The following is a 19,389-nucleotide window of genomic DNA, read 5'->3' on the forward strand; positions in this document are numbered from 1 at the left end:
AGTTATGTGTGGAATAGCAGGTATACTCAATATAAAAGTTCAGACCAAAGAGCTAAGGGATAAAGCACTGAAAATGGCCCAGAAAATCCGTCATCGCGGACCGGACTGGAGCGGAATCTATGTAGGCGGAAGTGCCATCCTGGCACACGAACGTCTTTCCATTGTCGACCCGCAAAGTGGCGGTCAACCCTTATATTCGCCCGACCGGAAACAGGTGCTCGCCGTAAACGGTGAAATCTACAACCACCGTGATATTCGTGCAAAGTACGCTGGGAGATATGATTTTCAGACAGGCAGTGATTGTGAGATTATTCTTGCCCTTTATAAAGATAAAGGTATTCATTTTCTGGAAGACATCAGTGGTATCTTTGCCTTTGTCCTTTATGACGAAGAGAAAGATGAGTTCCTGATTGCCCGTGACCCTATCGGCGTTATACCTTTATATATAGGTAAGGACAAAGAGGGAAAAGTCTACTTCGGCAGCGAACTGAAAGCGCTTGAAGGATTTTGTGACGAATACGAAGTATTCCTTCCCGGACATTACTATTACAGTAAAGAAGGAAAGATGAAACGCTGGTATTCGCGTGACTGGACAGAATATGAAACTGTAAAAGATAACAATGCCCGTACCGCTGATGTAAAAACAGCGTTAGAAGATGCCGTTCATCGCCAGTTGATGAGTGATGTACCTTACGGAGTACTTCTTTCCGGTGGCCTGGACAGTTCCGTCATTTCCGCTATCGCCAAGAAATATGCAGCCAAACGTATAGAAACAGACGGAGCAAGCGATGCCTGGTGGCCGCAGCTTCACTCTTTTGCCATCGGTCTGAAGGGTGCGCCCGATTTGATAAAGGCTCGTGAGGTTGCCGAATATATCGGAACGGTGCATCATGAAATAAACTACACCGTGCAGGAAGGACTGGATGCGATTCGTGACGTTATCTATTTCATCGAGACGTATGATGTAACTACTGTGCGGGCTTCCACTCCCATGTATTTGCTGGCACGTGTCATCAAGTCCATGGGTATCAAAATGGTGTTGAGCGGTGAAGGTGCTGATGAAGTTTTCGGCGGTTATCTCTATTTTCACAAAGCCCCTACTCCGCAGGCGTTCCACGAAGAAACAGTACGCAAACTTTCAAAATTACATATGTATGACTGTCTCCGGGCTAATAAGAGTTTATCTGCCTGGGGAGTAGAAGGACGTGTCCCCTTCCTTGATAAAGAGTTTCTTGATGTGGCAATGACGCTGAATCCGAAAGCCAAAATGTGCCCCGGAAAGGATATTGAAAAAAGAATCGTACGTGAGGCTTTCGCCGATATGCTGCCGGAAAGCGTGGCATGGAGACAGAAAGAGCAGTTCAGTGACGGTGTGGGATATTCCTGGATTGATACATTGAAAGAAATAACAACCGCTGCCGTAAGTGACGAACAAATGGCACATGCAGCCGAACGTTTCCCCATCAATATTCCGCAAAACAAGGAAGAATATTATTACCGCAGCATCTTTGAAGAACATTTCCCCAGTGAAAGTGCGGCTCGCAGCGTACCGAGTGTTCCCAGCGTAGCCTGCTCTACGGCAGAAGCGCTGGCATGGGATATTTCTTTCAGAAACCTGAACGAACCAAGCGGACGCGCAGTAAAAGGAATACATGAAGAAGCCTATACTTAATTTGTCGAAAAGTAATAGAATGGATTATTTCTGTTATTCTTTTGTAGCATTTCTATTCTAAAATCCCTAAGATTAACGCAGATTAGCATATTATTGTCTGATTTGCGTTTTCTTTTTTATACTTTTGAAGCCAAACCCAATTAAATCTATTAAACCTTTTAAAGACCAGACAAATGAATTTAAAGAAAATGATGATGGCTTCTGCCCTTTTAGTAACTGCTTGCTGTATGCAGGCACAGACAAAAGTAATTGCCCACCGTGGTTATTGGAAAACCCCGGGTTCATCACAAAACAGTATTACCGCGCTTCAAAAAGCAGATTCCATCGGGTGCTACGGTTCAGAATTTGATGTATGGATTGCCAAAGATAACAAACTGGTTGTCAATCATGATCCCGTTTATAAAATGCGACCGATGGAATATTCCAAAGGGGATGCACTGACCGGGCTGAAACTCTCCAACGGAGAAAACCTGCCTAGTTTAAAACAATATTTGGAAGCAGGAAAAAAATGCAATGCCCAATTAATACTCGAACTCAAAGCACACAGTACCAAGAAGCGTGAGACAAAAGCTGTGCAGGAAATTGTGGCTATGGTAAAAAGTATGGGATTGGAAAGCCGCATGGAATATATCACTTTCTCTCTGCACGCCATGAAAGAATTTATCCGCCTGGCACCAGCCGGAACCCCGGTATTCTATCTGAATGGCGACTTATCTCCGAAAGAATTAAAAGAGCTCGGTGCTGCGGGACTTGACTATCACTTCGGCGTAATAAAAAAACATCCCGAATGGATTAAGGAAGCGCATGACCTTGGCTTGAAAGTCAATGTGTGGACAGTGGATGAGGCAGAAGACATGAAATGGCTGATTGAGAATAAAGCAGACTTTATTACTACCAATGAGCCGGTTATATTGCAGAAAGAGCTTAAGCAACAATAAATCAAGACATATTTAATCATTTAGTATCCGAGCTTAAAGCAACGGAGCATTCCTTTTAAAGGAAGAGGGCATTCCTCGGTGTGCAACGGGTGGTTCCTTTTAAAGGAACCACCCGTTGCTTTAAAAGAAAAAACAGCTATTCATAATACATTAATAATCAAATATTTACCAAATCATTCATTTGACATTGGAGAGAACATCCGTATTTCCACAAACACCAATAAAATATTACAGCCAATTCATCTGAAATCATCCAGCACCTCTTTCAACTCTTCCACCGTCAATTCTCCTACTTGCCGCCAAAGTTCATTTCTTTTATGCAATAAGAGGAATGCCGGAACAGTATCTATATTGTGCGCATCGGCGATTGCTTTATTCTCTCCAACATTTACCTTTACTAATTCAATCGTCCTCTTTTCATAAGTACGAAGTATCGGTCCTATCCATTCGTAATGAGGCGACCAGTCGGCATAAAACACAAGCAACACCAAATGATTGGTCCTTACTGCCGTTTCTAATTGTTTTTCTATATTCATATTTCTGCATTTTTATGTTAAGTATAGTGCTAAAACAACGGATATAGGAAAAGGTTCTTCGGATTATCCAGGCTAAATATTCTTTATATATTATGAAAGAATATGCAAAACCGCTCACCCAAATAACAATTTATCAATATACAGATGTGTATAATTTCAATTTATAAGCATATATAGCTACATACTAAGCGATTGAAAGTTCATTAAAAATAAATAGATATTAGATATACTTTTCAACAAAACATAAAACAAAAAGTCATACCTTTGCATCGTAATAAAACAAAAGGATACAACAACCAATAAATATAAGTCAAAATGACAAACAGAATTAAGTTCACCAAAATGCATGGAGCGGGAAATGACTACATATATGTAGACACTACCCAATATCCGATAGAAGAGCCTGAAAAGAAAGCAATCGAATGGAGCAAGTTTCATACAGGAATTGGGAGTGACGGACTTATATTGATTGGAAGTTCTGATAAGGCTGATTTCAGCATGCGTATTTTCAATGCTGACGGTTCGGAAGCGATGATGTGCGGAAACGGTAGCCGTTGCGTAGGCAAATACGTATATGAATACGGTTTGACCGATAAAACTGAAATCACACTGGAAACGCTGTCAGGTATTAAAATACTGAAACTTCACGTAGAAGGAAAAACAGTTACAGCAGTGACAGTAGATATGGGCAGTCCGCTGGAAACGGAAGAAGTACATTGGGAAGGGAAATATCCTTTCCGGTCAACTAAAGTATCCATGGGAAATCCTCATCTAGTTACTTTTGTGGATGATATAACCCGGATTAACTTACCGGAAATCGGTCCTGAATTAGAAAACGACCCTCTTTTTCCTGACAGAACAAATGTGGAGTTTGCACAAATTGTCGGCAAAGATACCATACGGATGAGAGTCTGGGAAAGAGGTTCGGGAATTACCCAAGCTTGCGGAACAGGTGCTTGCGCTACAGCAGTAGCTGCCTTCATCAACGGACTTGCAGGAAGAAAAAGCAATATAATAATGGACGGCGGCACAGTCATCATTGAATGGAACGAAGCCTCAGGACATATATGGATGACAGGACCGGCAACCAAAGTTTTCGATGGGGAAATTGAAGAAGTTGAGAGGTGAGAATGGAGAGATGAGAACAGCGAATTGAGAATGAATACGGATAGAAACTTAAAACAATCACAATATGGCATTAGTAAACGAACATTTTTTGAAATTGCCGGGAAGTTACTTGTTCTCGGATATAGCGAAAAAGGTAAATACTTTCAGGATAACGCATCCCAAACAGGACATCATCCGGCTAGGTATCGGCGATGTTACTCAGCCGCTTCCCAAAGCCTGTACCGAAGCAATGCACAAAGCGGTAGAAGAACTTGCCAATAAAGATACATTCCGCGGATATGGTCCTGAACAGGGATATGATTTTTTGATTGAAGCAATTATAAAGAATGATTTCGCCCCACGCGGGATTCACTTTTCCGCTTCCGAAATATTTGTCAGCGACGGAGCTAAAAGCGATACCGGGAATATAGGTGATATTCTTCGCCATGACAATAGCGTAGGCGTTACAGACCCTATTTATCCGGTATATATTGACAGTAACGTCATGTGCGGACGTGCCGGAGTACTGGAAGAGGAAACGGGTAAATGGAGCAATGTCACATATATGCCCTGTACGAGTGAAAACAACTTCATTCCTGAAATCCCGGACAAACGGATAGATATTGTTTATCTCTGCTATCCGAACAACCCGACCGGCACAACACTGACCAAACCGGAACTGAAGAAATGGGTGGACTATGCTTTGGCTAACGACACGTTAATCCTGTTTGATGCCGCATACGAAGCGTATATCCAGGACGAAAACGTCCCCCACTCTATTTACGAAATTAAAGGGGCGAAGAAATGCGCCATTGAATTCCGTAGTTTCTCAAAGACAGCAGGATTCACCGGAGTACGTTGTGGATACACGGTAGTACCGAAAGAGCTTACTGCCGCAACGTTGGAAGGTGACCGCATCCCGCTCAACAGATTATGGAACCGCCGCCAATGCACCAAGTTCAACGGCACTTCCTACATCACCCAACGGGCTGCGGAAGCTGTTTACAGTGCGGAAGGCAAGGCACAGATTAAAGAAACGATAAATTATTATATGACCAACGCAAAAATCATGAAGGAAGGGCTGGAAGCTACCGGATTGAAAGTTTACGGCGGAGTGAACGCTCCCTATTTATGGGTGAAAACTCCGAATGGCCTATCCTCATGGCGATTCTTTGAACAGATGTTGTATGAAGCCAATGTTGTCGGTACTCCCGGTGTGGGCTTCGGGCCAAGTGGCGAGGGATATATCCGTCTGACCGCTTTCGGCGAACGCAACGACTGCATTGAAGCTATGAGAAGAATAAAAAACTGGCTTTAAGAATTCGGAATGACTTCCCCCGGCTCATTCACAACCAGTAATTCTTAATTTATTTGATAGTATTTCGCGCGCTACTATATACATGGACCGTACATCCACATTTTTCTAACTTTTAAAGGTAAAAAGACGATGAAAACGACGATTAACAAAAACAAGGGGGTAATAACAGTAGCATTATTACTGTCAGGGCTCGTACCATCCGCAACGATGGCACAAGACAAACTAGAAGCTTCGGTAGGAGCAGACTTGGTAAGCGGTTACATCTGGCGTGGCCAGGATTTGGGCGGAGTCAGCATCCAACCTTCACTGGGGATTACTTACAAAGGTTTCTCACTCGGAGCATGGGGTTCTGTAGGGTTCGAACCGGCAGACACGAAAGAGTTTGATTTGACTCTCGGTTACTCAATAGGTGGTTTTAGCGTTTCGGTAACAGATTATTGGTTTAATACCCAGGTAGCGACAGGTATAGACGATGAGGGAGAAACGGTTTATTCAACCAACAAGTATTTTAAGTATGGAGCCCATTCTACGGCTCATGTATTTGAAGCACAAGTGGGATATGATTTCGGTCTGCTGTCCGTCAACTGGTACACGAACTTTACTGGTGCTGACGGTGTGAAAGAAAACGGCAAAAGAGCTTATTCTTCCTATCTCGCACTCAGCGCACCGTTCAAATTGGGTGGTCTTGACTGGACAGTAGATTTGGGCGTGGTACCTTGGGAAACGACTTTCTATAATGGCTATACAAGCGGGTTCTGTGTTTCCGATGTCAGCCTCGGAGCTTCCAAGGACATCAAGATTACCGATTCCTTCTCCGTACCGGTATTCGCCAAGGTATCAGTCAATCCACGCACGGAAGGAGCTTATTTCACATTCGGACTAAGTTTTTAAGAGAGAGAGAATTTAAAATATCAAAAGGAGTGTATAGGGAAGGTAGTTAGAGTTTAGATTTTATCGGTTTGTTGTATGGTAACCTGCTATGGCTGCCACTGCCCTATACCTCTTTCTTTTACTGGTCAACACTAATAATTTAAGGTATATGAAAAAGATTGAAGCTATTATCCGTAAAACCAAATTCGAGGACGTGAAAGACGCCCTTCTCGAAGCGGACATCGAATGGTTCTCTTACTATGACGTAAGAGGTATTGGGAAAGCTCGCCAGGGACGTATCTATCGTGGCGTAGTCTATGACACCAGCACCATCGAACGAATACTTATCTCTATTGTCGTACGCGACAAAAATGCAGAAAAGACGGTACAAGCCATTATCAAGGCTGCACAAACCGGAGAAATCGGCGATGGACGTATCTTCGTCATCCCCATCGAGGATGCCATCCGCATCCGCACTGCCGAACGGGGCGACATAGCGCTCTATAACGCCGAACAAGAACGCTAGCGACAAGGTGCCGCACCCAGGTTTCCTTGTGGATTATAACTAATTTATAAAGGTATTAAATAAGATAATTATTATGGATACAAAATATAAAAGTCATGGCTTCGTAAAGCCATGGATAGCCACTACTATGTTCATGGTATGCTGTTTTGCTATGGATTTGTCAGCGCAAGACACAGCCGCTACCGATACTGTTGCAGCAATAACAGAGACAATAACTGAACTTTCAGCACTCCCAGCTGAATCTACGGCAGAAGCCCCGGATACTATCGGTGAACTGGCTTTAGGATTAAATACGGTTTGGATGTTACTTGCAGCTATGCTCGTATTCTTCATGCAGCCGGGATTTGCCTTAGTAGAAGCAGGTTTCACCAGAGTGAAGAATACTGCCAATATTCTGATGAAGAACTTTGTAGATTTCATGTTCGGTTCTTTGCTTTACTGGTTTATCGGTTTCGGACTGATGTTCGGCGCAGGCGGATTCATCGGGATGCCCCACTTCTTCGACCTGTCTTTCATGGATAACGGGCTGCCTAAAGAAGGATTCCTTATTTTCCAGACCGTATTCTGTGCCACTGCCGCTACCATCGTATCAGGAGCAATGGCAGAACGCACCAAATTCTCCATGTATTTGATTTATACAATCTTCATCAGTGTACTGATTTACCCGATTTCCGGTCATTGGACTTGGGGCGGCGGTTGGCTGATGAACAGTGAAGCAGGTTCTTTTATGATGAACCTTTTCGGAACGACCTTCCATGATTTTGCAGGTTCCACTGTTGTTCACTCGGTAGGTGGATGGATTGCTTTGGTAGGTGCCGCCATTCTAGGCCCACGTATCGGCAAATATGGAAAAGACGGTAAATCCAGAGCTATTCCGGGACATAACCTGACTATTGCCGCATTGGGTGTATTTATCCTTTGGTTCGGATGGTTCGGATTCAACCCCGGTTCCCAGTTGGCAGCAAGTACCGAAGCAGATGCAAACGCAATCTCACATGTATTCCTGACAACCAATCTTGCAGCTTGTGCGGGTGGTTTCTTCGCCTTGGTAATCAGTTGGATGAAATATGGAAAGCCCTCTTTGTCATTGACACTGAATGGTGTATTGGCAGGCTTGGTAGGTATCACCGCCGGATGCGATGTCGTATCTCCCGCAGGAGCCGTGCTGATTGGTGCTATCTGTGGCATTGTGATGATATTCTCGGTAGACTTTATTGATAAAGTCCTGAAAATCGACGACCCGGTAGGCGCCTCCTCCGTACATGGTGTATGCGGTTTCTTAGGAACCATTCTCACAGGCTTATTCTCCACCAGCGAAGGGTTGTTCTATGGATATGGTTTCGGATTCCTCGGAGCGCAAGTCTTCGGAGCGCTTGTAGTCGGAGCTTGGGCGGCAGGTATGGGATTCATCATCTTCAAGGCTCTCGATAAAATTCACGGTCTGCGCGTTCCGGCACGTATCGAGGAAGAAGGTCTGGATATTTACGAACACGGAGAATCCGCTTACAACTAAAAACAAAGAACGTCTGTTCACATACGAATGACACAGACTATATAGATTTAAAAACAGATTTCTATCCCGGGCGGGTTTGGTCGCCTTCCCGGGAACCATACAGAGAAAGATTATTTGCTCTAACATATTTAACAACAAATCAAATTAGGTATTATGTCAAAACTAAGATTCAGAGTAGTAGAAACTGCTTTCAAGAAGAAAGCGGTTGAGGTAGCAACCCCTGCAGAACGTCCGTCGGAGTATTTCGCCAAGTACGTATTCAACAAGGAAAAGATGTTCAAGTACCTTCCGAGTAAGGTGTACAATGCACTGATTGACGCTATTGACAATGGTGCTCCGCTAGACCGCAGCATTGCCGATGAGGTAGCGGCCGGTATGAAGAAATGGGCCATCGAAATGGGTGTCACTCATTACACACACTGGTTTGCACCGCTGACCGAAGGCACGGCAGAAAAGCATGACGCCTTTGTTGAACATGACGGCAAAGGCGGTATGATGGAAGAATTCACAGGCAAGCTGCTTGTACAGCAGGAGCCGGATGCTTCCTCTTTCCCGAACGGCGGTATCCGCAATACGTTCGAAGCCCGTGGATACAGTGCCTGGGATCCTTCATCTCCTGCATTTATCGTCGACGACACTCTTTGTATCCCGACCGTATTCATCGCATATACCGGTGAAGCCCTCGACTACAAAGCTCCCCTATTGAAAGCACTTCGTGCCGTAGATAAGGCAGCCGTAGACGTTTGCCACTATTTCAATCCGGAAGTGAAGAAAGTAGTCGCCTACCTGGGTTGGGAACAGGAATATTTCTTAGTGGACGAAGGTTTATACGCCGCACGCCCGGACTTATTAATGACAGGCCGTACATTAATGGGGCACGACAGCGCCAAGAACCAGCAGTTGGAAGACCATTATTTCGGTGCTATTCCTACCCGTGTAGCAGCATTTATGAAAGACCTCGAAATTGAAGCCTTGAAATTGGGTATCCCTGTAAAGACCCGTCACAACGAGGTTGCACCCAACCAGTTTGAACTGGCTCCTATCTTCGAAGAATGTAACTTAGCCAATGACCATAACTTATTGATTATGTCGTTGATGCGCAAAGTAAGCCGTCGTCATGGTTTCCGTGTACTGCTTCATGAGAAGCCGTTCAAAGGCGTCAACGGTTCCGGTAAGCACAATAACTGGTCATTGGGAACTGACACAGGCATCTTATTAATGGGACCGGGCAAGACCCCTGAAGACAATCTGCGTTTCGTTACGTTTGTAGTAAACACATTGATGGCAGTTTATCATCATAACGGATTACTGAAAGCATCCATCTCCAGTGCCACCAACGCCCACCGTCTGGGAGCGAATGAAGCGCCGCCGGCAATCATTTCCTCTTTCCTGGGCAAACAGTTGTCTCAGGTATTGGATCATATAGAAAACAGTACAAAGGATGACCTAATCAGCCTCAGCGGCAAGCAAGGCATGAAGCTGGATATTCCGCAGATACCCGAATTGCTGATTGACAATACCGACCGTAACCGCACCTCTCCTTTCGCCTTCACCGGCAACCGTTTCGAGTTCCGTGCCGTAGGTTCCGAAGCAAACTGTGCTTCCGCCATGATTGCATTGAACTCTGCCGTAGCTCATCAGTTGACGAAATTCAAGAAAGATGTAGACGCCCTGATTGAAAAAGGAGAACCGAAAATATCCGCCATCCTTGAGATTATCCGCGGATACATCAAAGAGTGTAAAGCCATCCACTTTGACGGCAACGGTTACAGTGACGAATGGAAAGAAGAAGCTGCCCGCCGCGGTCTGGATTGTGAAACGAGTGTTCCTGTCATCTTCGACAACTATCTGAAACCGGAAACGATTGCCATGTTCGAAGCTACCGGTGTAATGACAAAGAAAGAACTGGAAGCCCGTAACGAAGTGAAATGGGAAACTTACACGAAAAAGATTCAGATTGAAGCCCGTGTATTGGGTGACCTGGCAATGAACCATATCATCCCGGTAGCAACTCAGTATCAAACGGATTTGATTAATAACGTCTATAAGATGCAATCCCTGTTCCCGGCAGAAAAGGCAGCCAGGTTATCTGCCAAGAACTTGGAACTTATCGAAGAGATTGCCGACCGTACAGCCTTCATCAAAGAGCATGTGGACGCCATGGTGGAAGCTCGTAAAGTGGCGAACAAAATTGAAAGCGAACGTGAGAAAGCCATTGCCTACCATGACACCATCGCTCCGGCACTGGAAGAAATCCGTTACCACATCGACAAGTTGGAACTCATTGTCGACAATCAAATGTGGACGCTTCCGAAATACAGGGAACTATTATTCGTAAGATAAAAAAAGAAAATGCCCGATGAAGAAAAAATCATCGGGCATGGAATAGAGATTATCTATTTCTTTTGTTGGTTGTTTTAAGTTTGCAGTGGAGGGGTGCCGTGAGGCAGTCCTCTTCTTTTTATACCCTATACACTCAAGAAGATAATCAACAAGCGTATGTTCTCTTTTAAGAAACGCAGAGTGATAGTCATATTCTTTTCCACCGTCTTTTCTGAAATAGCGAGTTTCTCTGCGATTTCACGGTTGGTGCACCCTTCCTTACGGCTCAATCGGAATATTTCCTGTTGGCGGGGAGAAAGCTCCTTCAACAATTGTTCAATGTATTCTCCCAATTCATGCGCCTCTATCTCCTCTTGAATCCCATGCCAATCATTATCATTTTCAGTGATAGTATCCAAAACGGTAAGTTTATAAGCGTTCTCATTAAAGCTTTTCCGCATATGGCTAAAGATAAGATTGCGGGTGGCTATAAAAAGAAATCCCTCAAAACTTTCATTTTCTTTTAAAGATTCACGATAATTCCAGAGTTTCAGAAATACCTGTTGGACAATATCTTCAATATCGGCATCCGAAGTAATATAAAGCCGTGAAAAGTTACAAACCTTCCCCCAATACCTTTTATAAATAATGGAAAACGCATCATTATCACCTTTTTTCAGTGCAGCTATCAATTCACGGTCTGTCATAAGATTTATTAATTACAGGCGCAAATATAAGTACTAATATTAAATATGAGTATATAAACGCTAAAATTATTATACGCTCATCCCCAATTATTCCTCTATACCATACCAAAAGTCCCCAATTCAAACATAAAATTCACCCTTCCGAAAAAAAAGTTCTTTTTAAGGGAGGGTTAAAATATAGTTGCGAGTATTTAATGTAGATAAGCAGAAAAAGAATGGAAAAAAAAGAGGTAAACAGATTAATTAAAGGCTTACTGACTGACCAACTCAGTTGGGAAGAAAAAGAAAAGTTGTCCCGACACAAATCGGTAGAAGAAAGGATGAAACGGCAATGGAGACACGCCGCGGAAAATCCCGAAGACCGGGAAATGGGAGAACGGGTATGGAAACGTCTGGAAGAATGTAGAAAGCCGGCAAAACCACCCCGCTATCAACTCTCCTTCCAACGCTTTGTTGCTGCCGCTTCCATCATCTTGTTTGTTATGGCGGGAAGTTTATGGCTTTTAAAACAAAATTGGGAAAGTACAACCGAATATATCAGTTTCACTGCCGACAAAGCCCTGATGTATATGCTTCCTGACAGTTCGAAAGTATGGATGAAAACAGGCAGCAATATACGCTACGCACAAAACTTCGGAAGCCAAAGGGAAGTTTGGTTGGAAGGCGAAGCATTATTCGATGTGACCAAAGGAAAGAAACAACATTTTATAGTACATATTCCTAAAGCATTTATCGAAGTAAAAGGCACTTCCTTCCAAATCAAAAAGAACAAGTACAATAAAAATGAAATAACCCTGTTTGAAGGAGAAGTAGAATTCAATATCCAGTCCACCAACCAATGTATCGCCATGAATCCGTTGGATAAAATAATCTATGACCCGGAGACTGCAGACATAACAATGGAAAAAGTAGAACATATGAATTGGGAGAACGGACGGTATCTGTTTACGGACATCACACTGGCGCAATTAATAGAAATTATCAACGACAGATATGATTCGCAAATCATTCTTGGTAAAAATGTAAATAAGAAATATAAATATTCGGGAAGCCTCTACCATGATGAGCCTTTAGAAAATGTAATCAAGAAACTATGTTACAGCATGAGCTTGAAAGTCGAGAAAAAAGGAGAAGAAATTCTCATTTACTAATATCTTTTTTATTAATCATTTAAATAACTAAAAATCTAAAAGCATGGAGAACAAAACATTCTCAACCAAGCAACGGTACGTAAAATGTATCATCTTGGCACTGTTGCTTTATCCGATTACTTTGTTTGCCGCTTATGGGCAAATAGCAGTGAAAGGAGAATCCCTCAGTGTCAAAGAAGCAATTCAACAAATTGAAAGACACAGTAATTACGTCTTTTTCTACAACGCGACATTGCTCAAAGAAATGAGTAAAAAGAACATTGATTGTAAGGGTTCTATTGAGAAAGTCTTGAATGAAATATTCAAGAATACGAATGTAGAATATATGATTAATGGCAATGAAGTCGTTTTAAAAGTAAAAAGCGCTCCGGTAACACCTCAGCAAACCAAACAAAAGAAGCGTACTGTGACGGGCACAGTATTTGATGCGAACACAAAAGAAACCTTAGTCGGCGCAAACGTAAAAATAAAAGGAACCGATGTCGGTACTATCACTGACCTGGACGGTAATTTCAGTATCAGCGTCAACAGCAGTAAAGATGTGTTGGTAGTATCATATATGGGGTATAAGACAGTAGAACAAGCCGTTGAGGACATGGGAGTCATAAAAATCGAATTACCATCCGACAGCGAGTTACTGAATGAAGTAGTGGTCGTAGGATTCGGAACGCAGAAAAAGGTATCTGTAGTAGGCTCTATCACTAACATCAAGGCCGCTTCGCTGAAAGTTCCTACATCTTCGCTAACCAACTCTTTCGGCGGACGTCTGGCAGGTGTAATCGCCACTACTTCCAGTGGTGAACCTGGCAAAGACGCTTCACAGTTCTATATTCGCGGTATCGGAACATTTGGCGGACGTGCCACTCCATTAATTATGCTAGATGGAGTGGAAATCAGTTCCACAGACCTGAATTATATTCCTGCCGAAAACATTGAAAGCTTTTCTATTCTGAAAGATGCTTCCGCCACGGCAATCTATGGTGCACGCGGTGCAAACGGTGTAATGCTGGTGACGACAAAATCCGGAAAGGAAAACGAAAAGACCCGTATCAATGTCAGTGTGGAAAACTCATTCAATGTGCCTATGAGCTTCCCTGACTTTGTAGACGGAGTCACCTACATGGAAATGGCCAACGAAGCACGTTATACCCGTACCGGAACTTATGACGGCCTGCTTTACACACAGGAGCAGATCAACAACACCCGTGCCAACAAGAATCCGTACGTATATCCCAATGTCAACTGGAAAGACCTGATGTTCAAGAATATGTCTATGAGCCAACGGGCAAACATCAATGTCAGCGGCGGTGGTTCAAAGGCAAACTACTACTTGAGTTTGCAAGCAAACCACGACTCCGGTGTCTTGAATAACAAGAAACTTTATTCATTTGACAATAACGTAAACGTATGGAGTTATACTTTCCAAAGTAACGTGGATTATAAACTCACTCCTACTACAAAAATACAATTACGAATGAATGCTCAACTCCGCAATAGCGGCGGTCCGAAAACCAGTACAACCGATTTATTTGCAGAAATGTTATCGGCCAATCCTGTTAACTTCCCCGCTTACTATCCAAGTAGTGTCGCTCCTTCCGGAGTTGATCATATGTTATTCGGTAATGCATTCTATACAGGTGACTTGTTATACAAAAATCCATATGCAGACTTAATGACCACTTATGGAGAAGATTTTCAATCAACCATCCTAACCACAGTCAAAGCAGAACAGGAGTTGGACTTTATCACCAAAGGACTTAAGCTGACCGGATTAATTAGTTTTAAAAACTGGTCGAAGTCTTACTTCACCCGTACGATCGAACCTTATTATTACATGGCAAAACCAGGTTCTTATGATCCATATGACTCTGAAGCAGCAAACTATACCCTGGAACGTGTAGGTACTAGCGGAAAGGATTTCATCACTCAATCGGATCCAGAGAAATCTGCCGACCGTACTTTCCAGTTTCAGGCAGCCTTGGAGTGGTCACGCAATTTCAAAGGCATCCACGACTTATCAGCGATGTTACTCTACCTACAACGTGAATACCGCGTCAATCCATTGCCAACCCGTAATCAGGGAATATCCGGTCGTTTCACCTATGCTTATGACCAGCGTTACTTGTTCGAGGCTAATTTCGGTTATAACGGAACGGAACGTTTGGCTTCCGGTCACCGCTTCGAGATGTTCCCTTCCTTTGCAGCAGGCTGGGTCATCAGCAATGAAAAATTCTTTGAACCAATAAATAGAATTATCACAAACCTTAAAATCAGAGGTTCGTGGGGATTGGTTGGTAACGATGAAACGGGAACGAAAGATATACGTACCGGAGCTGAAGGTCCCCACTTCATTTATCTGACTAATGTAAATCTGAATGATGACAATCACCAATACACTACTGGAGTAGATATGAATGTTACTTACAAAGGTCCTGCCGTTACACAATATGGCGTAACGAATGCAACCTGGGAACGGGCGGAAAAACTAAACTTAGGGGTTGACCTCGAATTATTCAGCAAACTATCTTTGACTGTCGATATCTTTAAAGATAACAGAAGCAATATCCTGCTCCGTCGTGAACGTTTTCCTGAATATCTGGGATACGAAAACGCCAAACCATGGGCATCTATCGGTAAAGTGGAAAACAAAGGATTGGAACTTGCCATGAATTATGTACAAGAAATTGGTAAAAACTGGAGTTTCGACTTGAGGGGTACGTTTACATATAACCGTGCCACCCAGATATATTCTGACGAAGCATATCGTGCAGAAGAATATCGCCGCCATGACGGAAAATCTCTGAACGGCACATGGGGATACGTTGCCGAACGCCTTTTCGTTGACCAGGCAGATATTGATAACAGCCCGACACAAAAATTCGGTAACTCACCAATGCCGGGTGATATTAAATATAAGGACATGAATGGAGATGGAATGATAGACGGTTCCGACCAATGCGAACTTTCTCCTTATGGTTCTACTCCGGGCATCATGTATGGCTTCGGTTCCACCATACGCTACAAAAAATTCGACCTCGGTTTCTTCTTCCAGGGGGCGGCACAGCGGAAAATCATGATCAGCGGTATCCACCCGTTCGGAAACACCCGCAAGAATGTCCTGCAATTTATAGCGGATGATTATTGGAGTGAATCCAATCCCAATCCCGATGCAGCTTATCCCCGTCTCGAATACCGTGACGACGCAAACAATAACCGCCAAAACAGCAGCTACTGGTTGCGCGACGGCTCATATATGCGCCTTAAAAATGCCGAACTCGGTTATAATTTCAAGTACGGACGTATCTATCTGATTGGGAATAACCTGCTGACATTCAGTAAATTCAAATTATGGGATCCGGAATTGAGCTGGAACGCTTACCCGCTGTCACGTACCTTCAGCATAGGCATGCAACTCAATTTCTAAGAAAAGTTTTTCAAATAGTATAAAATATAAGTAATCTATATATGAAATCAAATATACTTTATAAATTCATTATCGGAGCAGCCGTAGTGACAACCAGCCTTACATCATGTAATTACCTGGATGTAGTGCCTGTAGAACAAGCTACCCTTGACGACGCTTACAAAAAGCCGGAACTTACATTAGCCTACCTATATTCTTGTTATAGCGGATTGAAAAAATGGAATCCGGTGGACTACTACAACGAAGATGTAGCATCCACCGACGAATATGTACTTCCGCCCAACTGGAACGGAGACGCCTATAATATACAAACCAACCAACGCTCGTCAGCTACCGGCGGCGGTTGGACCTGGCGTTATTGCGGATATGACCCTATCCGTACATGCCACTTATTTTTAGAAATAGTGGACAAAGCCCCCAACCTGACAGACGAACAACGAACCACATGGAGAGCGGAAGCGGAATTCCTTATAGGTTACTACCATTTTATGGTATTACGCAAATATGGCCCCTGCCCCATCATGGATCATGCATATCCGTCAGACGTGACGGGTGACGATATGCCGGGACGCTCGCACTATGACGCTGTGACGAAGTTCATTACCGACCAGATAGATAAGGCAATCCCTAACCTGCCCGACCGCTGGACAGGTGGAGACTGGGGACGTGTAGATAAAGTGGTGGCAAAAGCAATCAAAGCACGGGTACTTCTTTATGCAGCATCCCCTCAATGGAACGGAAACACACTGTACGAATCAGGACGGTTAAAATGGGAAAACACCCGTTGGGAAACTCCTGGGTATGGGAAACAGCTTGTCAGCCCTGTATACAGCGAGCAAAAATGGATAGACGCCAGAGACGCTTGCAAGGAAGCATTGGATTTCGCCCTGCGCCAGAATCTCGAACTCTACCAGGAATCCAATTTCGACGAACTGAAAAATGTAGATGCCAGCCAAAAGGACTTTATGAAATACGTATTCCGCATGCGTTATGCCTTGCTATCACGTGCCAATGCTACCGGCAAATGCCAGGAAGTTGTCTGGGGGCTTGCCGACCAAAGCAGCATTGTCAATGGTTGTCTTCCACGCCGGATGTTTAAAAAGACAGATAACACATGGCAGGACGGATGGTCAGGAGTATCTCCGACACTTGAGGCTATCAAACAATTCTATACCAAAGATGGGTATCCCATTACCGACGAGAGCCGCTTCTATCCTCAGGACGAATGGTACGACGTTGCCGGACAAAGCATTATAAACAGTGAACCCTCTTACTCAGGAGAACTCAATGCCAATGAAATCATTAAGTTAAATACCCATCGCGAACCACGTTTCTACGCCTGGATGGCTTTCAGCGGCGGAGAATACGGAACCAAACTTGTAAAGAACGCGCCAATCATACTGAAAATGAGAGATTCGGAAGCACAAGGATATAATCCCAGCATCTCAAGCAGAGATTATTGCCGTACAGGTTTCCTTTGCCAAAAATGGGCTCATCCCGGACTTGCATATAGCGAAAACGGCTCGGACAACAACGGTTCGTTAACTGCCCCACGTCCCATTATCCGTATGGCAGAGCTATATCTGAACCTGGCAGAGTGTTATGCAGCCTTAGGAGAAGAAGATAAATTCTTAGAAGCAATCAATCCGGTACGTACCCGCGCAGGTATCAATGCCTTAAAAACAAGTGATGTAACCAAGGGCAAAGACGACATGACAGAGTGGGTACGCAGGGAACGATTCGTTGAGTTCTATGGCGAAGGTATCCGTTTCTACGATATGAGACGCTGGTTGAAAGGCAAGGAAATTATGGGCAAGGGACTTCACGGATTGAATATGGTAGGCTATGTAGGGCCGACTTTTACACAATTCAACCAAGAGACAATAATGCCCGAATACACAGAAGTATCATGGGACGACCGTTTGTACCTAATGCCTCTTTATTATGAAGAAGCGGATAAAAGCGAGAACCTGATACAAGCACCGGGATATTAATCTTTAAACGATTTAGATGAAAAGAAAATCAGTTATGAAAAAATACATTTATATGACCGCTTTGGCTTTATCCTGTCTGGGAATATTGTCAATAGCCAGCTGTTCTGACGATGATTTCAAAAACAAACCTCAGACAATCGACATCAACGACATCGCACTCACTCCTATCAACGGCGGATGCGAATTGGAATGGACCCCTGACCCGGAAGACAATAACTTTGTCTTCCTGCACATAGAGTTTACAGACCATGATAACAAACCCCGTTCTTACAACGTCAGCCGTTACGGAAGCGAACTGGTTACTCCATTCGTAAAAGACGAAGACGGAAACCCGGTTCTCAACGAAAATGGCGAATCGGTAAAGATGGTTATCAAAGATTTAGTAAACCAGGAATATACATTGCATTTCTATGCTTACAATAATGACAATAACCGCATTGATCTGGGAAGCCGTTCAATTACTCCATTGGATTACAAGCAATGTACTCCCGATTCTATTTTTGCAGTGAGCATATCTGCAAAAGGTGGACGTAAAGTGATACTGGAATGGAAAGAGCCTCAGGTCAAAACCAGTTCCACTTCCGACAAGGTCTTTTTCAGATTCAAATTCGGAGAGGATATTGTGGAAACCCAAAACATTGATTTGGGAATACGTCATGCAGAATTTATCTTGGAAAATTCCGGTGAATGTACCGTAGAATATGGTACGGTATCAGTTATCGGAAAAGAATGGGTGAAAAAGTATAACGGTACTCTCAATGTGGTCAAGTTCTACACTCAGGAGTTGTGGGAAGCCAAGGATAAAGAGGGCTGGACAGCCACTTGCGAATCCGTACAAGAAAGTGAAGGTCCTGTCAGCTCATTGATAGACGGGAATATTAATACTTTCTGGGCATGTAGCTGGAATCCCGCAATCTTCCTCGATAAATACATAATTGACATCACACTACCGGAAGAGCAAGATATGGTAGGAGTAATCCTACAACAAAGACAAAGCAATTCTATGGGTTATTGGCGCTTGGTTCAGCACTTTTCTATTGAAGTGAAAACAGAAGGTTCCGAAGAATATACAATGGTCATTCCGGAAGGAACTTTAACGAATGAAGGAGCAACAGATAAAGATAATTTAGGAACTGCTTATCTGGCAAAACAGAACTTCGATCTTGAACAGATTTACCGCACCAGACAAATTCGTTTATGCCTATGGGATCCGCTGAACAGGGAATTTACAGAAAATCCACAAAATCTTTGCATGGGCGAATTTGGTATCCTCATAAAAGACCCTGCTAAAAACGATGAGTAACCTTGAAT

14 protein-coding genes are annotated in these 19,389 nt (G+C 43.5%); 12 read left to right on the forward strand and 2 right to left on the reverse strand.

Annotated elements, in window-relative coordinates; all coding sequences use genetic code 11:
* Positions 1–4: 4 nt before the first annotated feature.
* Complete coding sequence (gene asnB, locus BQ7997_RS10875) at positions 5–1,672, forward strand: asparagine synthase B (protein WP_073346192.1); 1,668 nt, start codon at positions 5–7, stop codon at positions 1,670–1,672.
* A 173-nt stretch (positions 1,673–1,845) separates the two neighbouring features.
* Positions 1,846–2,610, forward strand: a complete 765-nt coding sequence (locus BQ7997_RS10880; protein WP_044656260.1) for a glycerophosphodiester phosphodiesterase family protein — start codon at positions 1,846–1,848, stop codon at positions 2,608–2,610.
* A 239-nt stretch (positions 2,611–2,849) separates the two neighbouring features.
* Here BQ7997_RS10880 and BQ7997_RS10885 read toward each other — a convergent pair whose 3' ends face one another.
* A complete protein-coding gene (locus tag BQ7997_RS10885) occupies positions 2,850–3,146 on the reverse strand; it encodes a thioredoxin family protein (RefSeq protein WP_073346194.1) in 297 nt (98 codons plus the stop codon).
* A gap of 315 nt (positions 3,147–3,461) precedes the next feature.
* Between BQ7997_RS10885 and dapF the strand changes: the two genes are divergently transcribed.
* The 6 genes from dapF to BQ7997_RS10915 all read left to right on the forward strand — a co-directional run bounded on the left by dapF (position 3,462) and on the right by BQ7997_RS10915 (position 10,823).
* Positions 3,462–4,274, forward strand: a complete 813-nt coding sequence (gene dapF, locus BQ7997_RS10890; RefSeq protein ID WP_073346197.1) for a diaminopimelate epimerase — start codon at positions 3,462–3,464, stop codon at positions 4,272–4,274.
* A 64-nt stretch (positions 4,275–4,338) separates the two neighbouring features.
* Entirely contained in the window at positions 4,339–5,571 is a 1,233-nt protein-coding gene (locus BQ7997_RS10895; RefSeq protein WP_073346199.1) for an LL-diaminopimelate aminotransferase, read from the forward strand.
* Between the two features lie 129 nt (positions 5,572–5,700).
* Positions 5,701–6,462, forward strand: a complete 762-nt coding sequence (locus BQ7997_RS10900; RefSeq protein ID WP_073346202.1) for a hypothetical protein — start codon at positions 5,701–5,703, stop codon at positions 6,460–6,462.
* Between the two features lie 148 nt (positions 6,463–6,610).
* A complete protein-coding gene (locus tag BQ7997_RS10905; protein ID WP_010538423.1) occupies positions 6,611–6,967 on the forward strand; it encodes a P-II family nitrogen regulator in 357 nt (118 codons plus the stop codon).
* A gap of 73 nt (positions 6,968–7,040) precedes the next feature.
* Positions 7,041–8,480, forward strand: a complete 1,440-nt coding sequence (locus BQ7997_RS10910; protein WP_073346204.1) for an ammonium transporter — start codon at positions 7,041–7,043, stop codon at positions 8,478–8,480.
* Between the two features lie 153 nt (positions 8,481–8,633).
* Complete coding sequence (locus BQ7997_RS10915; protein WP_073346207.1) at positions 8,634–10,823, forward strand: glutamine synthetase III family protein; 2,190 nt, start codon at positions 8,634–8,636, stop codon at positions 10,821–10,823.
* A 125-nt stretch (positions 10,824–10,948) separates the two neighbouring features.
* On the opposite strand, the gene BQ7997_RS10920 is transcribed toward BQ7997_RS10915, so the two are convergent.
* Positions 10,949–11,509, reverse strand: coding sequence for an RNA polymerase sigma-70 factor (locus tag BQ7997_RS10920; RefSeq protein WP_022139223.1), 561 nt, complete (start codon positions 11,507–11,509; stop codon positions 10,949–10,951).
* A 215-nt stretch (positions 11,510–11,724) separates the two neighbouring features.
* Between BQ7997_RS10920 and BQ7997_RS10925 the strand changes: the two genes are divergently transcribed.
* Genes BQ7997_RS10925 through BQ7997_RS10940 form a run of 4 tightly spaced genes read left to right on the forward strand, consistent with a single transcriptional unit; the run spans position 11,725 to position 19,381 of the window.
* Complete coding sequence (locus BQ7997_RS10925) at positions 11,725–12,660, forward strand: FecR family protein (RefSeq protein WP_083589210.1); 936 nt, start codon at positions 11,725–11,727, stop codon at positions 12,658–12,660.
* A gap of 43 nt (positions 12,661–12,703) precedes the next feature.
* Positions 12,704–16,084, forward strand: coding sequence for a TonB-dependent receptor (locus tag BQ7997_RS10930; protein WP_073346209.1), 3,381 nt, complete (start codon positions 12,704–12,706; stop codon positions 16,082–16,084).
* A gap of 41 nt (positions 16,085–16,125) precedes the next feature.
* Positions 16,126–18,078: a RagB/SusD family nutrient uptake outer membrane protein gene (locus BQ7997_RS10935; RefSeq protein ID WP_073346211.1), complete on the forward strand. Its 1,953-nt coding sequence runs from the start codon at positions 16,126–16,128 to the stop codon at positions 18,076–18,078.
* A gap of 34 nt (positions 18,079–18,112) precedes the next feature.
* Entirely contained in the window at positions 18,113–19,381 is a 1,269-nt protein-coding gene (locus BQ7997_RS10940; protein ID WP_073346214.1) for a discoidin domain-containing protein, read from the forward strand.
* Positions 19,382–19,389 lie beyond the last annotated feature (8 nt).

It is taken from the genome of Bacteroides congonensis (assembly GCF_900130125.1).
Taxonomy (GTDB): Bacteria; Bacteroidota; Bacteroidia; order Bacteroidales; family Bacteroidaceae; genus Bacteroides; species Bacteroides congonensis.